Here is a 22823-nt window from a genome sequence, read left to right on the forward strand (position 1 = left end):
CATAGTTTTGGAAAACCTCTAAAACCATGGTATTAATGACTGTCATTATTCCCATGGTCTTGCAGATTCGTGGAACTATAGTTTTGCAGGAAGTTGTAGCCATCTAAGCTTGAAAGAAGAGACGGCTAAATCCGTTTTTTTGGCTTTATGTCGTTAGCTATTCTGATGAGGAAGCATAGTTTTGCAGAAAAACTTCAGGTATAGTCGTAAGCGGGCTCACCGACAAATTGTACAACACGATGTTTCCGATTACTGTTGATTGCAACCGTCCCCTGGTCAAGCCAGGCCGCTCAGTTCTTTAGCTTGGCGCCTGTTATATACTGTTGAGTGGCAGGGAGCCAGGTGATAACGTTTTGTAGATTCTTGATCTTTATGGATATCAGGAGGAAAGAGATGACTCGTCCCGACAAAGATGAAGAACGTGAAGAGCGTATCCACATGGAAATTATCGTGGATGCCTATGGTCCCGAAGAGCAAGCGACAAGCTGGTATACCTATTTATCCGATACCTTGCAGTTTCCGTTCTCTGCCCGTTGCGCTGTTCGCCACACAACCTCGCCATTGGAGCCAGGAGAAGTAGTTAAAGTGGTAGCAATGGCTCCAGATGAGGTGTGTGAGCATGATATGCTAGTGTCGATCCAATGGAACCGTCGTCAATTTGCTGTGCCGTTAATACAGCTCGAAGGTCTTCAGGTCGATGAGGAGGCTCGGCAAGCCATAGAGGATTGGCAGTATTGGGTGAACCGAGGATATGCGTTGTGATCTCCTATTTTCGGGCCTCTGGTCCGCACAGCAGCTTCATTCAGCCTTTGTGATGAAAGAGACGCGCATAGATATTTTCTTTTTGACGCTTTTTCTTTTGGCTTCTCCAGGCGGAGAGAAGCTGATTGCTCAAGGTTTTTTAGGAAGTTTCGTCCCATCTCTGACCCAACCTCCGGTCAGTTTGAATGTGACTACTTCCTTGAAATCATGCAGCGCCTCAAGCATTTCCTGCAAGGTCATTTGTTGCTGTGTCCCCTGTTTCCATGCTGGCTTGTCGAGTGTTCCAAGTACCAGGTAATCATTGCCAACGACTTCTGGCTTTTGCTCCCCGAAAAAGGTGGCAAGAAAATGCTCCACATCGTCTTGATGAGCAATAAGCAGGTCACAGTAGGGGCAATAGCGGCACGTCTTGTTGAGAGAGAGCACTTGCATTGGATCGACATGGATCACCAGCGGCAGCTTTCGCTGATGCATCGTGTTGTCGCATTGCGGACACCTTGTCCACCGCATATCCTGGTACGGATTAAGAAAAAAGCGGTAACGAGGGGGCTGCTTGCCAAGCTGTGTCGTGACTTTCTTCTTCCGATTGGCCATTCTTTCTCCTCACTTTCCCTGGTCACGCGTAGCGAACGCACAGGTCTTCAGTGCTCCATTAGAGACCTCTTTTGTCCAATTCTTCTTTTAACGCTCGTAAACTCTTGTTACTGTTCCGCAGGGTGGTAATATACCTCTCCCATTCCGCATCCTGTCCCTGCTTCTGATACAAGCGCTTGATCCGAGTCAAGTAGCCTGTCGCTTGCTGATAATTTTCCCGTCCGCGCCCATCAATGAGTCTTTGGACCACAAGCTTGTAAAGCCGAAGTGCTTCATTCGGGTAAGACTTCTCGGCCGCTTCTGCCACTTGCGCTTGGTAGCGGCTCGCAGGACCCTCAAAGCGCCATCCTATGGATATCGCTCCTGGTGTATGCTCCATCTCCGCCAAGGCTGCAAGCGCCTGGCCGATCTCTTTCTCATCCAGGTAGAGAGTGACGAGCGCTCCCCAACGTCCTTGCTGTTCTAACGTCTGGATTAGCTGTGGTCGTAGGCCAGAGATCTCCCGGCTGACCAGTTGCCAGGGCTGCCGATCGAACGGAGCGATAGGTGGTATGATCCGGGTTCGCCTGGAAACGCTCGAGCTCCATGTCCGTCGCTTGCTTTGCCTGGCCGTACAACAGGTACTTTTCGCCCAGCCAGCGCCGATACGTCTCGACGGTCTGTGCATTGGTGAAGTCCTGTGACTTGCCCGGGAGAGCAGGTTTGACCTCGCCCAGCCTCATTTCCACAAAAGCCAGAGCCGGATCTCGCCATATTTCCCCTGCTTTCACCAACTGCTCTGCAAACCAGGTCACATCCATCGGTTCGGTTAAGTTAGCCTGGGCAATGGCCAGTGCTTCCTGTTGACGGCCAAGCTGCAAGCATTTCTCTGCCATTTCTTTATACAGGCCGACTTTGCGATATTCTTCAAGGACATCTTCATCATTGAAGTGCTCTGCCTGTTTGAGTGTTGCCAGAAAATCGATGAGGTGGCGGTTGTGCCACTTGCTTGAGAAGTCCTGCCCGGGTCTCAACTCCTCACGTATCCATGCTTCAATGCTCTTCCGTTCCTGTGCTGTTGCGTGCTCCGCCAGCGCCTCAGCGACATCTTCCCCAATTCCACCATAATTGTAGCCAAATTTCCAGAGGTCGAACAGCGCTGTTAACAGCTCCTCGCGTGCTGAAGGACCCAATCGTTCATGTTGTGGGAGCGTGGACTGAGCGTTCAGACAGGCGACCACATTCACCCAGAACCCAACTGACCTGGCCCTCATCGTGTAATCCCTCATAGTGGATCATCGTTTCTTCTGCAAGAACTGCGTACACCGTCTGAGCGTTGGCCCACTCTCCCACCTCGGCAAAGTCCTTACCAATATCGGAGAGGTGCTCTAAATCACCTGCAACGCGACTGGCCGCATCCCATCCTTCTCCCGCGTGATAGAAAGCCGAGTCCACCTGACTTCGAATCGCGGAGGGATCAAGCGTCCGCTCTCGCCCCTTGCCTGGCCGCTTCTTCTGTTGGGTCGTTGCCGTCAGCGGCAGCTCCGCCAGCAATTCTAGTAAGGGTTCTATCTCAGGCTGTCGTTGCACCAGTTGTTCTAGTAAAGCCAGGAGCTCTTCGCGGCTCTTTTCGCCGAGCCGCCCCATGAGTCCCGGCTGATCTTTCCCATTCGCTCCACGGTGGATTTTTGCCATCGAGGTTTCCTCCGTTCCCTTTCTCTGCCAGCATCTCAAAGTGGTTTCACGTTCACTGACCGCGTGGCCTGGCCGCTTTTAGATCCCTTTTACCTGGGACCTGTTTTTCTTCCTGTACGACGGTCCCGATCATGTTATACCTCGAATCTTCTCACGAGACAACATCTGCGCAGACGGAAGAGACCGTCGTTGAGGCAGTCGGCAACGGACTTTTTCGGAAAAGATGAACAGTATTCCTCAGTACATTGCACGATTCAAAGGGTGCTCCCCCAAGTGGTATTCCATGAATCTGAGAATGTGAGCGCCTTGATCTCTTTTCACAGAGTGATGCTTTCTGGCTCCTGGGCGTTTGGATTGGAGGCAAAGGCGTGCTTCTTTTCCCAGGAGGTCCATTTCCAGACGCCAGCGACTGCTGTAAAGTAGCTGTTCAGAACGCCAGAGATAATATAGTATACAGAGGGGGAAGTTGCCAGAAGGAGGAATAAAGCAGATGAGAGAAAAGCGAAAGAAGCACCAGAGGTCAAGCAGTAAAAACCGAGGGGTCGAACAAGCATATGATGAGGAGACCCCATTCAATCCTTACCTGAAAGCAGCCATCCTGGAGGTGGTCGAAAATCAGGTTCGTCACAATGATCCTCCTGAAACGCGACAGGCACTTGAGCAACTTCTGGGGAAAGGGTATTCGCGTAAGCAAGCCATAGAGATGATTGGATCTGCAGTGGTAGAAGAGATCTGGGCTGTAATGCATGACCACAAACCGTTTGATCGAGCACGTTTTGCCGCATTTCTTGAGCAACTAGGCTAAATGTGCTGTCCTGAACAATTTTTGGAATAGAATGAGCACAGAAGGTGAAGAACCGTTTTCTCGCCTGAGAAAGAGTATCAGCATCCGCACTGATTGTAGAAAAAGCTCTTTCCACGTTTTTGCGAGGTTCAGAATTTCACCAAGTCCTTTCTTCTCTTTTTTCAGACTGGCAGCCACCGATGAACAAAATGATGAGAGAGGGGAAAGAGCCATTGCATCTGGGCAGAAAAACGTTTCGCCGCTTTCTTCTGTATCGGCATGGACCAACATTTACCTTTCTGGCAACGCAAACGCGCGGTCTTGCAAGCGTTTGACAAAGGCGGGACGACGCAGGTGTGGCTGGACCCAGGCCGAGAAACGCTCTTGAAACTCCTGGTTTTTCTGGAAGTGGCTGGCGGTCTCACGCAATTCGATCAAGACGCGAACAGCTTCGTCGTAACCTGCGCCTGAACCACGTGTCACCGCCTGATCGACCTGGTGCCAGTAGTTATCCTGGTGATCGTGAATATCTTGGAGGTGCTGCTGATGGATCTCCTGCTGCCGTTCACGCTCCTCGCGTTCCTGCCGAGCCTTTATGGTCCTACTTTCGGCGAAGAGGGTAGCATAAGGAACACGCTCACCTCTTGGAAAAATTGGGCTGGCTTTGCGAGGGTTCAGTTCGCGTAACTCCTTGACAAGCAGGCGGCTCAGACGCGGCTCATTGTGTGCTAATCGAATCAGATAATCGCTACAGCGATCTGGGGGCAGCAACTTGACCCAGGCGGCAACATCATCGTCAGTCGATGGTGCGGTTGCTTGGCTATGTTGAGCCGCAGCAGCAAGGAGTTCTTGCGGCACCTGTAACAATTCCGCCAATGCTTGCTGCGCTGCTGTTAACTTGCTAAAGGCGGGCGGAACAGGTGGTACATTGATTTCATCGTCCTCTTCATCGCCGTTTCCCATCATGCGCTGACTGGCCAACCAGACAACATAGAGCGATCGCAGGTCGCCATCCATCAATTCGTCGCGAATGCTGATAAGTGATCCCAGTTCATAGTCAATCCACTCATCAGGACTCTCCATCTCACCAAAGTGGATATCAAGGATATCATAATCTGGGTGCCGGGTGAACGTGACGAACTCATCGAGATCATAACCATTGATGAGTTCGGCTGGCAAGATTCCATGCGGGAAACGCAAAGCCAGTTCGGGCGAGCCCCAGTTGGCCCAATACAGAAAGCCATCAAAAAAGGTGTAGAGCACTTTGATGGGGTCGTGCTTGAAGTTCCCCCACTGATATTCAATGAGGGCATGGGTGGAAGATACCTCGATATGACTGGAAAGGGCATTGACTGCATCGAGTTGTGCCCGTGTCAGAGGTCGATCGCTGGTCATGAATTCGTATGTAAACATGAAAAAGAATGAGCATCGAGCAGCGAAAAAGGTCACCATAACCGTAGAATAACTCTGCGGTCAACGTAGAAAAAGTACGCTACAAAACAATAAGCGTGGAACAAGAATATTGAACATCCTGGCATGATGTCAAAGCTGTTTGCCAGGTCTGTCGCATTGGTTGAAGGTTAGGCTCAACTGATTCAGATAATTGCTCCCAAGGAGCACATGCGTGATATGTTATATGTGAGCAACGAAGGAGGCAGAGCATGGAAAAAGCACGCGCATTGGTGAACGTTCGAGATATCAACCTGATCTGTCAGTATTACAAGACTTACGCCCAGATTGAGGGCCTAACCAGGAGACGCAAAATTACGCGAGCCCGCAGGCGAAAGGGCATTCTGGAAGTCAGAACAGCATCCCGCGACGAATGGATACAGCCTATTGCGTGGATCGAGTGGATCAATGATCTGGGCGTATCCATTCGATATATGGCTCAGGATATTCGCTGAGAGGCCGTTTTTTCTCACAGAGAAACGGGGTAGTAATGGGAAAGAAAGATGAGAAGACGATCCCAAGGCTCAGAGATCAGCCAAACCTATCATGCCTTCTGGGCGAGTTTGCTTCCGCGATCAAATCGCCAGACGGGCTTCTCACTGCGGAGCCCGACACGGCGTTCCTCTGTTGAGTTCTGCCGTGTCGGGTTTTGCTTCCGCTATCGTCTGGAGTACAACGCTCCCAATGCGCTTGTTGAGTTTGCACTCCTGCGCAGTGACAGTGAGCAGATCTACGAGAGCCTCGTTCGTTGGCGAGAGCAGATTGACGAGGCTTTTGGCGGATCATTGCTCTGGTTGCGAGAGACGCAGCATGCGGAGCATTCCTGGCCACACCCTGCACTTGCCTGGACGATCGCCTGCCCTGGCTTACGTGATCTGGATCGCGAAGCCTGGCCATCGATCCAATCGCAAATGATTGATGCCATGGTGCGTTTGGAGCGGGCGGTTGTGCCTCATCTCCAACGCTGGCTCGAAGAGGATTGAGTCTTTGTATGAAAACCAGTTACGTGAACTGACTGGTATACCCATTGAAGGAGCGTGGCAAGGCTTTCAACCAACCTCTAGGTGGCAAGACCAAAGCCCCTCAGACTATCTGAGCGCCCTCACGAAAAAGAGGACACAGGTTGAGCTAGCGTGCAGGTCTCCTTCTCCAGAGCACGCTCTACAAAAGAGGATAGAGAGGTGAAGTGCTATCCAGAGTACTTTAAGTAGCTTGCAACGCTTCCCCTATGCGCACTACCAGTTCCTTCTGCTTGTGGCTGCGCAAACCATAAAGACGCCCCGAGAAAGACGTCAAGATAGCAATGAGATCATCGGTCAGTTCCTGTTCTGGCGTCTTTCCCTCATTTGGGTGCAACACAGTGAGGCGGACACCGTAGCCTGCAAAAAATAGGGTCAGATACTCCAAACCGAAACGGGTCAAGCGGTCAGCATAGGTAACGACGACTTCATCTACCTGGTTGGCTTGGATCATACTCAGCATCTTCCGCAACTGCTTTCGATTCGCCTTCAGCCCGCTGCCAATATCTGACAGCTCGACGATTTGCTGCTCCGGGCGCTCTCGCTTCGCCCAGGCTACAAGTGTTTCCATTTGGGACTGGAGATCCTCCTGCTGGTCATGGCCCGAGACTTGTCCATACAACAGTACTGCCCTGTTGTGTTGCACTCCCATTAAGCGCGCGATTTCCGCAGCCGGGATGCGGGCTTCGTTTCCCACGCGGATGGCTCGAATCTTGCCCTCCTTGATCCATCTGCGAACGGTTACTGGATGCAAGCCCAATGTGTGAGCTGCAACTCCCACCCGCATGGGAGATGGTTCTAGTGATTTCTTCATGCATTGTTTCCTTATCGATCGTATCAGGTTCCCTGTTTATCGACCTTATAATCAGAATTGCGGTACGGGGTGAGAAGCCTAATGAGAATGTCAACCAGTTGCAATTTACCTAGCACCTTCACACATCTAAGTATAAGCATAAATCAACACATTTCCAGCTTTTAACGTACAACAAGCTCAAAGCACTTCGAATATTCTATACATAAGTACTACTAATCTTTAATGTATAAGCTTCATGAGATACCCTTAGCGCAGCTACTGTGCTCTTACTTCCAATGCGAGAGCCACCAGATCCTGCCGAACCCGTGGATTGTCCAGTGCGGTATCGCTCCGTAACTCGCAATGCCTTTGATAGGGGTCTCGATACGATTTCACGGGCCGATCAAATCGCGTCAAGTGAATATGCGGGACGCAGACCTACAACGCTCGATCACCTCGGCGAGGGACCCATCGTTCAGTCTCACAACCACATTCGCGCACTCATCATGTGCCGAGGCACCAGTAGGGATTTTCCTGCATAGCTGACGACTCCACTGGCCCCTTGACAGGAACTGCTGACAACGACACCCGGAATCGCGTTCCAGGCTGCAACCACTTCCTCCATTCCAGGATCGGCCGCGCCTGCACGGCAAGTTGCCTCAGATGCCTGTTCAAGCTGTTTGAGACGTTGGTACGTTGGATCAGCAAAAATCTTCTTGGCATGTTTACAGATCCACAGAAACAACTGCTCTTCAAAGAGGGCTTGGATCTGTGCTATCCCGTGGGTGTCCGGGGGAAGCTCCCCTACTGTCTCTTGCCAGCCCGACCTTTCTAGGTTCTTGAGAAACAGGGCATTGCGTTCCATCCACAGCGCGGAACCGTCCTCCACACTGGCTCGATAGGCTGGATCAGATGCATACTTACGGCAGAAATTGCGGATGTAACGATCATTGACTTCATCAAAATAGAAGGACCGGAGAAAGTGGTCGTGCTCCGTGATTCGGACCTGGTCCTGTATTTTGCTGAGATCAAACAGATTCCGATCGAGGGCACATAACTCCTGTGCAAGAGTTTTCTCAAGACGCTTGAGGTCTTTCTTTTCTTGGCGCAATAAACGATTACTGTTCGCATGTGGTGCTCGTCGCGCCTCTTTATAGGAAGCACGAAGCGACTCGACCTGGTGGGCAAAGGCTTCCCGGCGTATGACTCGATCAGGGCCCTCATAGGCTTTGAGTAGTTGTACGCCTGTAAAGTCGGCGAGAGCCAGATCCTCTACGTTCTGGCGATGCCCCACCGTAACATCTCGTTGGCAGAGGCCAACATCATTGTCACTGCTGAAGCTGATTTCAAAATGATACTCGTTAACCCAGAATTCTTCTTCGAGGCCGTACATCCCCATAGCTGCTCGCTCCTGCAAATTTTTCTCGTTAATACCTTATCAACAGCCTATGTACCTGCGACATTTTTTGATCCATGAATAAGTCATTTAAAGTTTTTATTACAGAATAAGGGTACTTTACTCTATAGTTGTCCCAAGAGTCAAGACGGAATACAGACCTAAGTAAGACAAATTCACGCTTATTGGGAGAGGATACACTGTTTCGCTTTCTTTATCTGGTATACTATGTCAGTTCAATTTTTTCCTAACTTCGTCCGAACCAAGATCTTTTCGGAGAAGCGCCGTTCTGCAGAAAAACTTCAGGTGTAGTAAACTGCAAGGACTCCATCTTAAGTTTATGTTGTCAGCAGACACAGCCATGATTTGGTAGACGACTTTGTCGCTGTAATCACAAGTATGGCAAATCGTGTCTGTAGGCGTCGCTCTAAAGAGCGAGCCGAAAAAATCAGACAGTGCGTTGGGCATGTTATGCAATTAGGAGGGAGACAAGAGGTCTGATGACTGAATTGAACAAAGAGCAGGCGCTTCATCGCTATATCGAACTGTCGGAGAGGCGATATGCCGAGTTCGAGCAACTCCCTGATTTCCAGCGCAGAGTTGCCCGCGGCGACTACGAGTTCTTTTCGAGTGTTGACGTCGAATTGGATGAGCTCCAGCAGGAAGCACAGCGAAATGGTTTTCTCCTCGACGCTGGTTGGGACGGAAACAAGCTTGTGTATACGATAGAGCAGATGACTCCAGAAGAGCATGAAGCCTATCTTGCCGAAGAGCAGGAGCAAGCTCTGGAGGACCTGAAGTGGAGATACTCGGAGGGACTGCTTGAGCCATGAAAGACAAAGGGGCATCAAAGTAGCTGGTGCAAGGATAAATATCTCTTAGCTCTTCCGAGCGGTAAAAATGTCATCGCGCCATTCCACAATCGTCCCGATGGGAAACTGTGAGGCTGCGGTGACGATCTTTGCAATCGTCTTCTCAACCCCGACTTGTGGCCATCCTCCCCTTCTGAGGGAAGAACGGATCGCTTGCTCTAATGCAGGACGTCCACCTTCGAGCAGAGCGACTTTCATCGTCGTCGTGCCTGTTGAGGAGTGTACTCCGCACAAGGAGCGACGACACCCACACGCTCCATCAGCCTCTTCGCCCGTGCAAGTGAAGACAGGGAAGGTGACAATCTCCCCCTCGGGCACGAAGCAGAAATCGTTGTCGCGTTGTCCTTGGGTTTGACTTGTTGCAACGAAGATGGGAATCGGTGTACTCATGCATGCCTCCTCTTCGTCATAAGGGATCATCAGTTTTATGGCCTCGCTACTCAGCCAAAAACTGAACTTTTGTTCCATTTTGTCACAGTTTCATGATATTGTCCACTCTTAAGAAGAAGCAAAAAACGATAAAAACAAACACCAGCAAGAACGTTGTTTTCGTTCTTGCTGGCATCCCTGATTCTCTATCTAAGAGAATCTGCAAAACTCATGGGTTAAATTACAAATTCTCACAGTGTGCCGTCCGCAATAATTTTAGAATAGAATGAGCATGAGGAGGGTCTAGAGTGGCCCTATAACTTTAGAAAAAAGGTCGGAATCCGCAGTAATTTTAGAAAAATGGCATTTGGGAATTGTGACTTGCCAATGGTCTTGACCGAAGCCACCTCATGGCGCACTGGTTGTTGCTCTCCTAAACGAGCCTGTGGTGTTGGGGGAAGAGGAGAGAAGGTGAGATTTTCAGCCAGGTCACTCATTCCCAGCAGTTTCCAAGAGAACCCCCTCAAAGTTCACTCCCGATTGTGCTGTCAAGGTCGTGATGATCGTCCAGGGAATCCCACGAAGATCCGCTCCTTGGAAATTCGCTCCTTCCACTTGTGCCTGTTCCAGGTTCGCTCCGCGCAGGTTTGTATTGCTCAAATCAGCTTCCCTCAAGTTCGCCCGGTGTAAATTTGCACCACGAAGATCCGCTCCACTGAGATTCGCTGGCTCAAATGTTGCCCAGGGTTCCTCTTGCCAATCAGAATGAAGTGAGCTCAGGTTGGCTTCTCGCAAATTCGTCTCACAGAGGTTGGCATTTTTGAGAGAAGCTCCACTCAACTCAGCCCGAAAGCAGTTTGCCTGGCTGAGATTCGCCCCATCCAAACCAACCCAGGTTGCATCCACTCCGCTCAGGTCAGCACCACTCAGGTTGGCTCTGGTCAAACCAGCCTGTTCCAGGATAGCTCCCTGCAAATTGGCTCCTTGCAAGTCAACATCAACGAAGAGAGCAGAGTCAAAACAAACCCCGCTCAGGTTGGCTTCCCTGAAGTTGATGTGCCTGAGATAAGCATAGTTGAGATCTTCCCCACTGAGGTTGACCTTCTGTAAATCCATTCCATCCATCTCTAAACTGTAGGAGCTTCCTCGCAGATCGACCCCGCGTAGATCTGCTCCAGTGAGGTCAATCTCTTCGAAATCTACATCCGTGAGATCAGGTTCGATCTCAGGATGATCGGCTCTCCACCGGTTCCATGTTATTCCTCCCTGTTTGAGGAGAGCCAGATGTTCCTGATTTGCCATGGGTTTTCTTTCCTTGTATGAACGAAAGAGCCGATCTTGAGGAAAACGCTGCTACCACTTCCTGGGGTAATCCTAGTTTTTTTAAAAAATAGATGCTTTAAGCAGTATATAGCGATTGCACCACTAAATCCAATTTAGAAACTGCCTTACATAATATAGAAAAACGGAAGCATAGTTTTGGAGCGAGAAATAGGAAGCATAGTTTTAGAAAACCTCTAAAACCATGGTATTAATGACAATTTGTTATTATTCCCATTTCTTTGCAGCGCATTGGATGGCATATAATTTCAGTAGAAGACCCCTCTTAACCTCAAAATTTAAGAGTGAAAGGAAACACTTTTTTACGGTTTGGACTCATATAATTTCATGAAGTTAAAAATGGACACATAAACCTTCAGAAAGTCTCTGATAAACAATTTCTAATTCATTCTTTCCTCCTTGGTTGCAGAACGGCCACACCAGCGAAGGCCGCTCAGAGCAGGCTGTACCACTCCTGAGCACCCATGATTTCCTACGCCATGAGGTTATAGGGTTTCATCGGGCACTACCGCCATTCAAGCTAGAGCGGGATGGACTGGCGGCAGCACCCCATGCTACAGAAGCGGAGAACCGTACCACCACCGATGTTACCCACCCTTGCGACTCTTGCCGACTTGCCGATGCTGCAAGGGATAGATCGATCTGCATACAAAGACCCCGACCGTGTTAACAGGCCTTAAAAGACGGTAGGCAACTATAAAATACCTTTAGACCTCAATTGCTCCAACCTATCAGCCGCATCTTTGTCCTGAACCACTTTGAGAGCTTCAATATTGTGTGTCACTACTAATTTATTGTATTCAATGTTACTCTGTGGATCTGCGGGGATTTTTGATGTAATAAACTTTTGCAGTAAAAGAGTGAGCGGTTCACCTATGGCTTGCTTAAAATTAAAGCCGAGTAACTGTAATACGGTTAGCGTTTCAACCGAAAGCAACGGCGTTAAAGTGTCTAAGGCGTTTTCCATATTTGCAGCCTGAGCAGCGTTGCCATTAGAGGGTGTAAAATATTTTGTGTAAGTGGTCAAAAGCGACATTGGATGAAAATGAGGGAAGAGACGTGATGGAAAAAGTGCGTGTTGCTGTGTCAGCATTACAAACAGATTTCTCGTTTCGGAGTCCAACCCAGTGTCCCTCTGTCGAGTTTTGCCGCACCAGGTTTTGTTTCCACTCCCCCTTAAAAACCACCAGGAACGACCAAATCTGCTCGCGCTGGGAACATCTGCTCCTGGTCCAACTTCTCCACTGGTCGGAAATTGACGTTCAGGGAGGCGAGTCGAGCTTCATGCACTGCTAATCGCCCTCGGAAGTCGGAGAACTCGAGGCGCTCCTTTGGCGTCCAGACGACCTCGGAGAGTGCGATGGCACGTGGAAACAGCAGATACTCCAGATGCTCTGTGGTCTGAACATACTCGCTCCAGAGATTACATTGAGCACCGAGAATATGTTGTGCCTGCTCTGGTGTGAGTACGGTTGGGGTGGGATCGAAGGCATACACCTTGTCCACAGGAAGGTAGCCGCCAATAGCTAGCGGTTCTGCAGGATCGTTGGACTGGTAGTAATCGAGATAGACAGACGAAGTGGGAGTCATGACCACATCATGGTGTGATTGTGCAGCCATGATCCCCCCATCCATCCCTCGCCACGACATCACTGTGGCTCCAGATGGTAGGCCACCATCGAGAATCTCATCCCATCCCAGGAGTCGGCGATTATTGTGTGCGAGGAACGTCCTAATCTGTGAGAGGAACCAACTCTGAAGCTCGTCCTCATCTTTCAATTTCAGCGCTTTGATGAGTGCCTGCACCTGCTGGCTGTCTTGCCATTGATCCTTGATGGCTTCATCGCCACCAATGTGAATGAAAGTGCTGGGGAAAATAGCCATCACTTCGCTCAGGACATCCTTGAGAAATTGAAATACCGCCTCGGTCGGATTGTACAGATAGGGGTGGATGCCCCAGGTTGTCGCCACTTCGACCGGTGCTTTTAAAACGCCCAACTCAGGATAGGCCGCAATAGCCGATTGGGCATGCCCAGGCATATCGATTTCAGGAACAACCGTCATAAAGCGATCTGCCGCGTAAGCGACGATCTCGCGTAGATCATCTTGGCTATAGAAGCCGCCATGTGGTGTGCTGTCATATCCCTGTGGCCTCCTTGCGTGCCCGATCACTGTTTCCCTGCGATACGCACCTATCTCGGTCAGCTTGGGATATTTTTTGATCTCGATCCTCCACCCTTGATCATCTGTCAAGTGTAGATGTAGTACATTTATTTTATGGAAAGCCAGCACATCAATCAGCTTGACCACTTCCTGCATTGGAATAAAGTGACGCGCGCTATCGAGCATACACCCGCGCCACGAGAAGCGAGGGAAATCCTCGATACTGACAGCCGGAATAGTCCACGTCCGGCTGACTGGCGTTGAAGAGAAGATCTCGACTGGGAGCAGTTGTCTGAGCGTCTGAGTGGCGTAAAACACTCCAGCGGGATGAGCTGCTCGCAGCGTGGCTTGGCCCGCAGTGACTTTGAGCATATACCCTTCCTGGCCCAGGTGTGCCAGTTGGGAATCAATGCCCAGCGAAATAGTGGGGAGATGAGTATGCTCATCTGTAAGCACACTGAGCAAGAAGCCGAGTGCAGGTGCCAGCATGTTGGCGAGCAGCGTGCCGATAGCCTGTGTCTCCTGGTCTGTAACGATCACGGTGTCCTGGGTCAGCTGAAAATATCCTTCTTCGCGCACGATACTGGCAGGTTGGGGTAGAATAGACAGTTCGGGGCGATTGAGAGGAACGCGTACATGCATTTAACATTGCTCCTTCAAAGAAAAAGAGATTGCCCACGCATTCTCGTACAGGCCGATGAGAGACCTGTGTGCCGTATGTGCGCGAGAACTAGCAAGCACGATCATCAAGAGGATATCATCACAGAGTACTCGACAAGAACCACTGTCAATAATCAGGCTTGATCGTCAGCGACTATTCACAGAGAGATCTTGAACCAGTGCATTCAAGCTCATTGCAGCATCCGTATGTGGAATGGGCACTGATGAGATTGTAGAATATCTGACTGTTTTCTGTCAACAATCCAGGGTCTGTGAATGATTGCGGGGGTGGAGGCTCTGGCAAATAAAAGGTCGAAAGCCTTACGGGGAAAGTAATGACCTTGCCTAGAATTGATGGGTCAAGGTCAGAGAATGAAACACGCTTAGTATTCTACGATTACAAGAGACAAACTTTCACCCATATGCGCACTTTTTCCACGCTTACAAATTGTCTCCGTCATTATTCCACTCTTCCGAGAGATCGCACATCACCAACAAGTGGGAATTCCACCGTAACTCCGAAATGAAATGAGCACGAAGTGATCAAAAAGCTGAATTGAAACTCCGAAATATTCCATGCTAAGTCCGAAAAAAGTAGGCACCTGTTTTATGTGATAATGTGTCTATATCGCAAATATTTGTTGAGATTGTGGCTTGCAGAAGGGACCAGCACAATATACGGTGTAGAAGCGATAAAGAGGCTGAGCATGGAAAAAGCGCGTGCACTGGAGACCGTTCGGAACATCAACCTAATCTGCCGGTACTACAAAACCTACGCCTAGATTGAGGGCCTGACCAGAAGACGCAAAATTACACGAGCCCGCGGGCGAAAAGGCGTTCTGGAAGTCAGAGCGCATGCGCATTTTGTCAAAAAAATGGTAGGTCAGACTATACTCTAACTTTTAGGAGTGCCTTCACACTAGCATGAGCAAAATCATCACATCTGAAGTGCTTGCTGCCTATTCGCTATGCCCGCAAAAGGCATTTCTCCTGCTGTGTACCGAGGAGAGAGGAACCTTTCACGAGTATGAGCAGATATTGCAACAACAGCAATGTACGGCGCAGAATCACTTGTTCACAACCCTCGTACAAGCGAGTCTTGATATTCGCTCCTATACTCCTGCTGCCCTCACAAGCGCATGTGACGTCCTTATCAAGGCAACTCTCCTGGCCGAAGGACTTGAAGCAGTATGCAGTATGTTAACCAAAGTCGTGCAACCCTCATCGCTGGGTGACTATAGTTACGAACCCGTGATGGTTGTGGGGACACATAGCATCAACAAAGAACAAAAGCTGGAGCTACTTTTTGCTGGATACGTGTTGGGGAAAATCCAGGGGAAATTTCCCCAACACGGGAAGATGATCAGCGCGGACAGCATCTCCCACAAAGTGAAGTTACAAGAGAGCGCAGACATCCTTCTTCCATTGCTCCAGCCCTTGCAAAAATGGGCCACAGCTCTGTCTCCCCAACCACCCCCTCTTGTATTGAACAAGCATTGCCCCTCTTGTCAATTTCGTGATCTCTGCCAAACCAGAGCTGAGAACGAGGACAATCTGAGTTTGCTTGCGGCAATCAAGTCAAAAGATGTGCAGTACTATGGAAAAAAGGGGATTTTTACGGTCAAACAACTCTCATATGTGTACAAGCCGAGAAGGCCAAGTAAGCAGGCAAAGAACCTTCGAGCAGCACACCGGCCGGAATTACAAGCGTTAGCCATAAGAACTGGCAAAATCTACCTGCAACAGATCCCGACATTCTCGCGGCAGAATGTCGAATTATTTTTCGATGTAGAGGGAATACCCGATCAGAAACGCTACTACCTCATTGGCGTATTGATATGTAGGGACAATACCAGCTCGTATCGCGCTTTTTGGGCTGACACAGCCCAAGACGAAGGGCGCATGTGGAGCGCCTTTCTTGAAACGGTCAGCCAGTATCCTAACGCCCCCCTCTACCATTATGGAAGTTATGACCCGAAGGCAATGATGACATTATCGAAGCGGTATGGGACTGGTATTGCGGGCCTTGAAAAACGCCTCATCAACATCAACACCTCCCTCTACGGAAAAGTGTACTTTCCTGTGAAGTCAAACAGTTTGAAGGAGATCGGCAAATTCCTTGGAGCGAGATGGACCGCAGCGAATGCTTCTGGATTGCAGAGCCTTGTGTGGCGGTACTATTGGGACCAAACCCGTGATATGCAGTATCAAGGTTTGTTGATCACCTATAATCAGGAGGATTGTCTGGCACTCAAGGTGCTCGTAGATGAACTCACTCACATCAAAGAATCGGCCCAAACGCTCTCCCATGTTGATTTCATCGATCAACCGAAACGACAGACGACATCATCGGGCGAAGAAGTTCACAGTCAATTTGAAACACTGCTCGAATTTGCTCATGCTAACTACGACAAGAAGAAGATACGATTCCGTCCGAACGAAGAAGATCAAAAGCCTGCTCAGGCGAAGCGAAAAAGGGACTCGAAAAAAGGCTATCAGGGGCAGAGAAAAGTCCGGCTCAAAGCCACAAAGGTCATCCATGTGCCAGCTGGTGAAGTCTGCCCGCATCATGACGTGCCCCTTCGGTCAACAGAACGGCTGTCTAAAAGAGTCATTATCGATCTCATTGTCGCAAAAAACGGGATGCGAAAAACAATCACGGAATATGTGGGAACCCAGGGATACTGCACCAAGTGTCACAGATACTATTCACCGCCCGGGATCAGGAAATACAGCTCAAATCAAATCTATGGATATCAATTTCAAGCCTGGCTCGTTTACCAACGAGTTGCTCTGCGCATGACCTATGAAAGTATTGCGGAAATGGTGGCAGAGCAGTTTCATGAAACAATGCCCCCAGCTTACGTTGTCCATGCTATAGAGAATCTGAGTTTCGCGTATGCGGAGACTGAAAAAGGTATCATCCAGCATCTGCTTGAATCTCCCTTTCTTCACGCCGACGAGACCCCTATCACGATCAAAGGTACGACACAATACGTGTGGACCTTCACAACTGACAAATACGTCATCTTTCAATTAAGCAAAACCAGAGAAGCAACCACCGCTCATGAGTTTTTAAAGAACTATGACGGTATCCTCATCACCGATTTCTACTCCAGTTACGACGCCATCGCCTGCAGACAGCAAAAATGTTGGGTACACCTCATCCGTGACCTGAACGACGACCTCTGGAAATGCCCGTTTGATAGCGAATACGAAACCTTTGTGTCCGCAGTCAGAAACCTGATCATCCCGATTATGGAAGCAGTCCAGAAATATGGCCTGAAAAAACGACACCTCTCTAAATTCAGGCAGCAGGTCAGCGCATTTTACACCCAGACAATTACCGGAAAGCAGTACACATCCGAACTGGTCGTCACCTACCAAAAACGCTTTGTCCGCTATCGAGACAGCCTCTTTACCTTTCTGGAGTACGATGGAATCCCTTGGCATAATAACACTGCGGAGCGAGCATTAAGACATATTGTCAAGCAACAACAAATATCAATGAATTTCCACGAGGCTACTACCCACCAGTATCTCCGTTTGCTTGGAATTAAGCAGACGTGCCGCTTTCGAAACAAATCATTTTTTCAGTTCCTTCTTTCGCGAGAGGTAGATATTGATCAGTTCAAGAACGGGAAGGTTCTGTGAAGGAGGCAATGCCACTCGCTTTCTTCAAAAGCCTCGAACAAGAGGATAATAGCCGTGACAGATACTATGCAAAAGTGGCGATTGAAATCCAAGTAAAATTTTGTAATAGTGAAACCCATTGTTTATTGACAAGCTATGGGAAGCATAGTTTTGCAGGAAGACGCAGTTTGCTAAGCTCAATGGCAAAGCAGGCCGAACTGCGTTTTTCTGCTTTCATGTGAATTGTGTCTTTTCGGGGAAGCATAGTTTTGCAGAAAAACTTCAGGTGCAATAAACTGTAAGGACACCATCTGGAGGGTATGTTTGCAGCAGACACAGCCATGATTTGGTAAACGACTTTGTTGCTGTAATCACGAGTATGGCAAGTCGCATCTATAGACGTCGCTCTAAAGAGCGAGCCGAAAAAATCAAACAGTGCGTTGGGCATGTCATGCAACCGAGGGGAGATAAGAGGTCTGATGACTGAATTTAACAAAGAGCAGGCGCTTAGTCGCTATATCGAACTGTGGGAGAGGAGACATGCTGAGTTCGATCAACTCCCTGATGTCAAGCGCAGAGTCGCCCGAGGGGACTACGAGTTCTTTTCGAGCGTTGACGTCGAATTGAAGGAGCTTCAGCAGGAAGCACAACGAAATGGCTTTCTCCTCGACTCGAGTTGGGACGGAAGCAAGCTTGTGAACACGATAGAGCAGATGACACCAGAGGAGCATGAAGCCTACCTTGCCGAAGAGCAGGCACAAGCTCTGGAGGACCTGAAGTGGAAATACTCGGAGGGGCTGCTTGAGCCATGAAGGTCAAAAGGGGCATCAAAACCGAACTGGACCTGAACAGTAAGCAGTGCGTTTCTTCTGCTGATGTGCAGAAGTGGCTCGCTTAGCATAGAGTGAGCGGGTCTTTGTCCGCTTTGAGTGCGGCGTCGTGCTTGGTCGGGATTACTACGTCGCGATCAATTTATTTTTCGAATGTGCCACAGCATATTTTCTAAGCAAGCGTCTGTCTTTCTTGTATGTGTGAGGCTTTTTCTCGGGAAGAGTGAGAAGAACGTCCTTGCTTTTCCCTCTCTCGAGTTTCACGCACCAAGCAAATAAAGAGGAGAAGAAGGCGAAGATGCAATTTTGCGAACAGGCGTGCCAGGCAGCCAGTACAAGGATAAGCGTCTCTTAGCTCTTACGAGCGGTAAATATGTCATCGCGCCATTCCACAACCGTCCCGACGGGAAACTGTGAGGCAGCAGTAACGATCTTTGCAATCGTCTTCTCAACCTTGACTTGCGGCCATCCTCCCCTTCTGAGGGAAGAACGGATCGCTTGCTCTAATGCAGGACGTCCACCTTCGAGCAGAGCGACTTTCATCGTCGTCGTGCCTGTTGAGGAGTGTACTCCGCATAAGGAGCGACGACACCCACACGCTCCATCAGCCTCTTCGCCCGTACAAGTGAAGACAGGGAAGGTGACAATCTCCCCTTCGGGCACGAAGCAGAAATCGTTGTCGCGTTGTCCTTGGGTTTGCCTTGTTGCAACGAAGATGGGAATCGGTGTACTCATACATGCCTCCTCTTCGTCATTAGGTGGGTCAGGCGCTGCGGTTATCAAGGGGTATTCAATTGCTAGCTGACCCACTTAGTGATAGTTAAGAAGTTTGCTCATCACTTGCTGATGCACCTGTTATTCTAGTAACCTTTAATCTAGCAATATACCCACATTCCGCAGTTTACGGTGAGAGAAAATATGATTCACAATAGGTAACACTAAGCAGACAGAGAATTTTTTGATAGAGATCCCACCCGCTTTTTCCTTACCTTACCGAAAATCCCTTTTCTCGTCAAGATTTCTGCGGAATGTGGGTTCTAAAATTAAGGCAGACATTTTAAAGCTTTCTAAGGATTTTTCTAAAGTTATCCCGAATTTTTTGATTTTTCTAAAATTAGCGCGGACGGCACTGTCATTATTCCCAGGGTTTTGCAGATTGATAAGACCATAGTTTTGCAGAGCGTGATAGCTGTCTGAGCTTGAGGAGAAAAGCGGCTAACTACGATTCTGGATTTTTGTGTAACTGGCCGTCTTGATGAGGAAGCATGATTTTGCAGAAAAACTTCACGAATAGTAGAAACCAGGGCAAATTTTCTGGCACGCTTAAGAGCGAGCCGTGCCTGGCTTTGGGTGGCCAGTCTCTTTACTGCTGAATTCGTTTCTTTAATTGAAGGTATGGCCAGGAGGCGCAAAATTACGCGAGCTCGTAGGCGAAAGGGCATTCTAGAAGTCAGAACCGCATCTCGTGACGAATGGGTGGAGGCGAGAGTGACAGACAACAGGGGCCGTCACTGATAACCCCTGAAAAACTTGCACATCCGTTGTTGGGTAGGTGATATCTGCGTATCTACAGCTTTGCTTTCGCCAGTTCATCTTTCAACGCAGGCAGGTTGCGGTTTTGCTGACGGAGCGTCGCCATGTAACTGGCCCATGCTCCACGCTCACCAATCTTCTCATACACGGAGCGCACCTTTGCCAGAAATGTACATGCCTCGTGGTACTGCTTACGATCACGTTGGGCAATCAGTCGTTCGGCACGCTGCTGATACAGTGTGATGGCCTCATGTGGATCGGTCTCTTCGGCAGCTTGAGCAACCCTCAGATCAATGCCATATCCGTAGTCACCTTCGTAGGTCGTACCATAGCGATCCTTCTTCGCTAACTCCTTCAGTTGCAATAAGGCTTTGTCAATCTCGCCTTCGTCCAACGCGATCTCAATCAAGGGTCTGGTGGTTTTCGACGCTACCAAGAAAGCAAGCAATGCTGGCCGAAGCGTCTGCCAGCAGTCAAGTTGTCTGGCAAGGTCACGTAGCCTCTGGTAGTGTTTGAGCAAAGGCTGTGTACGGAACAACGTTTCGGTTATTTCCAACGTGGCAGTGTAGTTCTCCCTGGCCTGATAATATGTTTGCAGCCATTCCAAGACGCGCACGGCTGGTTTCTCTTTGCTGCGTGCTTTCACCAGACGCTCGGCCACAGCATCCTGTTGGTGAGGAATGAAGAGGTCAGCAAGTCCCAGGAATTGATCATCATTATCTATCGACTGCGTTTCTCGCGCTGCCTCGTCAATATGCCCAAGCGTTAAGAGCCGATCAATCAGGTAGGAGGTGAGTCCGGCCTCACGACAGATATGCAGGTAAGCTTCATCCTCCAGAGTCTCTTTTTGCAGGTCCAGCAAGAACTTGCCATAGCTCTGACGTACGGAGCCGCCGGCCTTTGTCAGGAGCGTACGAATCTGCTCCGCAAGTCTGTCTCGTTCCAGCGATGTTGTGTATCTCACGAGTTGGTCCGCTGTGCTGGTCGTAAAACCGTGACTCTCATATACATCTTGTCTATAGATGTCAAATAACACTTCTCTACACTTCTCACGCGCCACCCGATCAGTCCGCTCGTCAGCCAGACAGTGACCCAATGCTTCAATACACTCCCCGATAAACTCCTCTAACTCTTCCTCTTCTGGATAGTACGCTTCTTCTTCGGAGTAATCATCATACGCCTCTTCTTCCTCAAAGTAGAGATGAGATTTCTCGAAGATCTCTGTTACCAGCATTTCATAGATCGTAACAGCACCGAGGTAATCTTGTTGCAGCAATAGCCGATCAGCCTCCTGCTTTACTTTTGCCAATTCCTCGGCAATGCGTGGTACATTACGTTGAAATACAGTGGCGATCTGGTGATGGTAGGTTGCCGGGTTGACGGAGAGGATCTTTTGCGCCGGGCGGATGAGGTAGCCGTCGGGGTGGCGCACCCAGAATTGTCGCAGGTGCCAGGGAAAATCTGCCAGCTCACGTAGAATATCGGCCCCGGCTTGTTGAGCCTGGCGATAGACAGCATCTATGTTCTCTACAAGGAGTATAATCTCAACGCCGCTACCGCGCTGCCCCGACGGGAGAAGGTGCGGGCGTTCGGATGCCCAGTAGGGGGCGTCATCAGGGGCCAGGAGTATGGAGGTCTCGCCAGATGACAATTCAACAAATCCGTTTGTTTCGAGAGCGATGACACGAAAGCCCAGGACGTGCTCGAACCACCTGATAGATTGCTCTAAATCACTCACACATAGCTCCACCCAACTTGTTCTGGTCATGATTCACTTACCTTTCGCCCTTTGCTAATCCTGCGATCAATGTCTCGTATGACAGGCGACTGGCCCCACTGCCCCATCTGCTCTCTCTGGTTGGCTTGATGGGAGCAAGTACATCACGGACCCACGTTGTAATGATCTCTCGTTCCTCCGCTGTGGTGTTGCCTATCAGAAGCGCAGGAATGTCTTCATCCAGATCCATGCCACTATCAGTATAGAAGCGATAGATGGCAAAGAGTGCCTGTAAGACACGCAGTCGTATCTGCTGGTTGTCTTCCTCGCCAGCAAAACACGAGTCCAACCCATCAATACTGCTCTGAAGCATGAGGCTAAAGGCAATATATTCGTCTTGATAGTCATTATAGTGTGTAATGATCTCAGTGATGAGCACTTCATAGATCGTGAGTGCTGCGGCGTATTGCTGCTGCTTCACAAACCCATCAGCAATAGCCTTGATCGCGGTGAGCCGTCGTTCGACTTCGTGGCGTTTACGCTGGCGTGGCTGATCTCCCGCTGCCATAGCAGCCAGAACCTGTTGCCGATATACTTCCGGGTCAAGTGAGACCTCTTGTGCTCCAGATGTGGGGAGCGGCGTCGTGAGCAGCCATTGCACATCTGGCTCCTGACGCAGCATCTGTTGAATAATGGCAATGAGTTCGGTTTTCTCACGCTGTTCGAGCTTTTTCTGTAGCGCTTTCATCACTTGTTCCTCTAAAGAAGTGGTATGTATCGTACAGTACGATCTTATCATGGATGTATAGGGAGAGCAGCGGAGACCTTTGGTTCTCTTTCTCATGATCGATAAATCATCCAGGACGGCTACACAAGTTTTTCCGTCTACTTTTGCTTTCTCCTACGCTCTTCGCGTATTTGCTCACGCACCGATTTCAACGCGCCGCTGGCTTCCCAACAAGCGGATAAACCATAGTTGCTCTGGGTGGTTAAGCATGAGATCTGGTATCTTCCCATCTACGACAGCATACGGATGTTCCCATCCTGCATCACCCATATAGAGTATGCCGTGTTCCTGCTCATAGTCATACAGGAAGACAGCCTGCTCACCATTCTGGTTCTCGAAGTAACTGCGATAAACGCCGGAAAAGGTTTGCGCATCAATTTGCGGCGGTATACCACAAGCTTCTCCATGATGATTGGTGACTTGAAACAGTGGTTGGTTACTCATTAA

At 49.5% G+C, this 22823-nt stretch carries 23 protein-coding genes; 8 read left to right on the forward strand and 15 right to left on the reverse strand.

Going from position 1 to position 22823, the window contains the following annotated elements; all coding sequences use genetic code 11:
* Nucleotides 1-393 precede the first annotated feature (393 nt).
* Nucleotides 394-762 (forward strand): calcium-binding protein, encoded by a 369-nt coding sequence (locus KRAC_RS07020; protein ID WP_007905586.1) that lies wholly within the window; start codon nt 394-396, stop codon nt 760-762.
* Between the two features lie 129 nt (nt 763-891).
* Here KRAC_RS07020 and KRAC_RS07025 read toward each other — a convergent pair whose 3' ends face one another.
* The 3 genes from KRAC_RS07025 to KRAC_RS75635 form a co-directional block, all read right to left on the reverse strand.
* Nucleotides 892-1356 carry a hypothetical protein gene (locus KRAC_RS07025; RefSeq protein ID WP_007905588.1) on the reverse strand — a complete coding sequence of 155 codons (465 nt, stop codon included), beginning with the start codon at nt 1354-1356 and terminating at the stop codon, nt 892-894.
* Between the two features lie 416 nt (nt 1357-1772).
* Nucleotides 1773-2609 (reverse strand): hypothetical protein, encoded by an 837-nt coding sequence (locus KRAC_RS75630; protein WP_157506337.1) that lies wholly within the window; start codon nt 2607-2609, stop codon nt 1773-1775.
* Entirely contained in the window at nt 2533-3030 is a 498-nt protein-coding gene (locus KRAC_RS75635; protein WP_040442059.1) for a hypothetical protein, read from the reverse strand. The genes KRAC_RS75630 and KRAC_RS75635 overlap by 77 nt, the downstream gene beginning before the upstream one ends.
* A gap of 490 nt (nt 3031-3520) precedes the next feature.
* On the opposite strand from KRAC_RS75635, the gene KRAC_RS07050 reads away from it, so the two are divergent.
* Nucleotides 3521-3835 (forward strand): DUF1841 family protein, encoded by a 315-nt coding sequence (locus tag KRAC_RS07050; protein ID WP_007905589.1) that lies wholly within the window; start codon nt 3521-3523, stop codon nt 3833-3835.
* Here the strand turns inward: KRAC_RS07050 and KRAC_RS07055 are convergent.
* Complete coding sequence (locus tag KRAC_RS07055; protein WP_040442062.1) at nt 3827-4105, reverse strand: hypothetical protein; 279 nt, start codon at nt 4103-4105, stop codon at nt 3827-3829. The two genes, KRAC_RS07050 and KRAC_RS07055, sit on opposite strands and share 9 nt — an antisense overlap.
* A complete protein-coding gene (locus KRAC_RS61005; protein ID WP_052568064.1) occupies nt 4106-5227 on the reverse strand; it encodes a hypothetical protein in 1122 nt (373 codons plus the stop codon).
* Nucleotides 5228-5475: 248 nt separating this feature from the next.
* Between KRAC_RS61005 and KRAC_RS07065 the strand changes: the two genes are divergently transcribed.
* Together KRAC_RS07065 and KRAC_RS07070 are read left to right on the forward strand one after the other, a co-directional pair.
* On the forward strand, nt 5476-5718 hold the full coding sequence (locus KRAC_RS07065) for a hypothetical protein (protein WP_007905592.1): 243 nt from the start codon (nt 5476-5478) through the stop codon (nt 5716-5718).
* A gap of 48 nt (nt 5719-5766) precedes the next feature.
* Nucleotides 5767-6246 carry a DUF4268 domain-containing protein gene (locus KRAC_RS07070; RefSeq protein WP_007905593.1) on the forward strand — a complete coding sequence of 160 codons (480 nt, stop codon included), beginning with the start codon at nt 5767-5769 and terminating at the stop codon, nt 6244-6246.
* A gap of 220 nt (nt 6247-6466) precedes the next feature.
* Here the strand turns inward: KRAC_RS07070 and KRAC_RS07075 are convergent, their stop codons facing one another.
* Complete coding sequence (locus KRAC_RS07075) at nt 6467-7096, reverse strand: IS607 family transposase (RefSeq protein ID WP_007905594.1); 630 nt, start codon at nt 7094-7096, stop codon at nt 6467-6469.
* 460 nt (nt 7097-7556) lie between these two features.
* Nucleotides 7557-8474, reverse strand: a complete 918-nt coding sequence (locus KRAC_RS07080) for a hypothetical protein (protein WP_007905597.1) — start codon at nt 8472-8474, stop codon at nt 7557-7559.
* Nucleotides 8475-8971: 497 nt separating this feature from the next.
* Here KRAC_RS07080 and KRAC_RS07085 point away from each other — a divergent pair, with 497 nt between their 5' ends.
* Complete coding sequence (locus tag KRAC_RS07085) at nt 8972-9304, forward strand: hypothetical protein (protein ID WP_007905599.1); 333 nt, start codon at nt 8972-8974, stop codon at nt 9302-9304.
* Between the two features lie 45 nt (nt 9305-9349).
* Here the strand turns inward: KRAC_RS07085 and KRAC_RS07090 are convergent, their stop codons facing one another.
* From KRAC_RS07090 to KRAC_RS07110, 4 genes are all read right to left on the reverse strand, one after another.
* Nucleotides 9350-9733 (reverse strand): DUF7715 family protein, encoded by a 384-nt coding sequence (locus KRAC_RS07090; protein WP_007905601.1) that lies wholly within the window; start codon nt 9731-9733, stop codon nt 9350-9352.
* A gap of 468 nt (nt 9734-10201) precedes the next feature.
* Nucleotides 10202-11014 (reverse strand): pentapeptide repeat-containing protein, encoded by an 813-nt coding sequence (locus KRAC_RS07100; protein WP_007905608.1) that lies wholly within the window; start codon nt 11012-11014, stop codon nt 10202-10204.
* 733 nt (nt 11015-11747) lie between these two features.
* Nucleotides 11748-12146, reverse strand: a complete 399-nt coding sequence (locus tag KRAC_RS07105; RefSeq protein ID WP_007905610.1) for a hypothetical protein — start codon at nt 12144-12146, stop codon at nt 11748-11750.
* Between the two features lie 83 nt (nt 12147-12229).
* The gene (locus KRAC_RS07110; RefSeq protein WP_007905612.1) at nt 12230-13858 is read right to left on the reverse strand and encodes a beta-N-acetylhexosaminidase; all 1629 of its coding nucleotides are present in this window, start codon (nt 13856-13858) and stop codon (nt 12230-12232) included.
* A 942-nt stretch (nt 13859-14800) separates the two neighbouring features.
* On the opposite strand from KRAC_RS07110, the gene tnpC reads away from it, so the two are divergent.
* The 3 genes from tnpC (at nt 14801) to KRAC_RS07125 (ending at nt 18321) form a co-directional block, all read left to right on the forward strand.
* Nucleotides 14801-17530, forward strand: coding sequence for an IS66 family transposase (tnpC, locus tag KRAC_RS07115; protein WP_007905614.1), 2730 nt, complete (start codon nt 14801-14803; stop codon nt 17528-17530).
* Between the two features lie 8 nt (nt 17531-17538).
* On the forward strand, nt 17539-17751 hold the full coding sequence (locus KRAC_RS07120; protein WP_007905616.1) for a hypothetical protein: 213 nt from the start codon (nt 17539-17541) through the stop codon (nt 17749-17751).
* A 237-nt stretch (nt 17752-17988) separates the two neighbouring features.
* Entirely contained in the window at nt 17989-18321 is a 333-nt protein-coding gene (locus KRAC_RS07125) for a hypothetical protein (RefSeq protein ID WP_007905618.1), read from the forward strand.
* A 369-nt stretch (nt 18322-18690) separates the two neighbouring features.
* On the opposite strand, the gene KRAC_RS07130 is transcribed toward KRAC_RS07125, so the two are convergent.
* The 4 genes from KRAC_RS07130 to KRAC_RS07145 all read right to left on the reverse strand — a co-directional run bounded on the left by KRAC_RS07130 (nt 18691) and on the right by KRAC_RS07145 (nt 22820).
* Nucleotides 18691-19074, reverse strand: coding sequence for a DUF7715 family protein (locus tag KRAC_RS07130; RefSeq protein WP_007905619.1), 384 nt, complete (start codon nt 19072-19074; stop codon nt 18691-18693).
* A gap of 832 nt (nt 19075-19906) precedes the next feature.
* Nucleotides 19907-21640 carry a VOC family protein gene (locus tag KRAC_RS07135; protein ID WP_007905620.1) on the reverse strand — a complete coding sequence of 578 codons (1734 nt, stop codon included), beginning with the start codon at nt 21638-21640 and terminating at the stop codon, nt 19907-19909.
* Nucleotides 21641-21647: 7 nt separating this feature from the next.
* Nucleotides 21648-22337 carry a hypothetical protein gene (locus KRAC_RS07140; RefSeq protein WP_007905621.1) on the reverse strand — a complete coding sequence of 230 codons (690 nt, stop codon included), beginning with the start codon at nt 22335-22337 and terminating at the stop codon, nt 21648-21650.
* 174 nt (nt 22338-22511) lie between these two features.
* Nucleotides 22512-22820: a hypothetical protein gene (locus tag KRAC_RS07145; protein WP_007905622.1), complete on the reverse strand. Its 309-nt coding sequence runs from the start codon at nt 22818-22820 to the stop codon at nt 22512-22514.
* Nucleotides 22821-22823 lie beyond the last annotated feature (3 nt).

It is taken from the genome of Ktedonobacter racemifer DSM 44963 (assembly GCF_000178855.1).
GTDB lineage: Bacteria > Chloroflexota > Ktedonobacteria > Ktedonobacterales > Ktedonobacteraceae > Ktedonobacter > Ktedonobacter racemifer.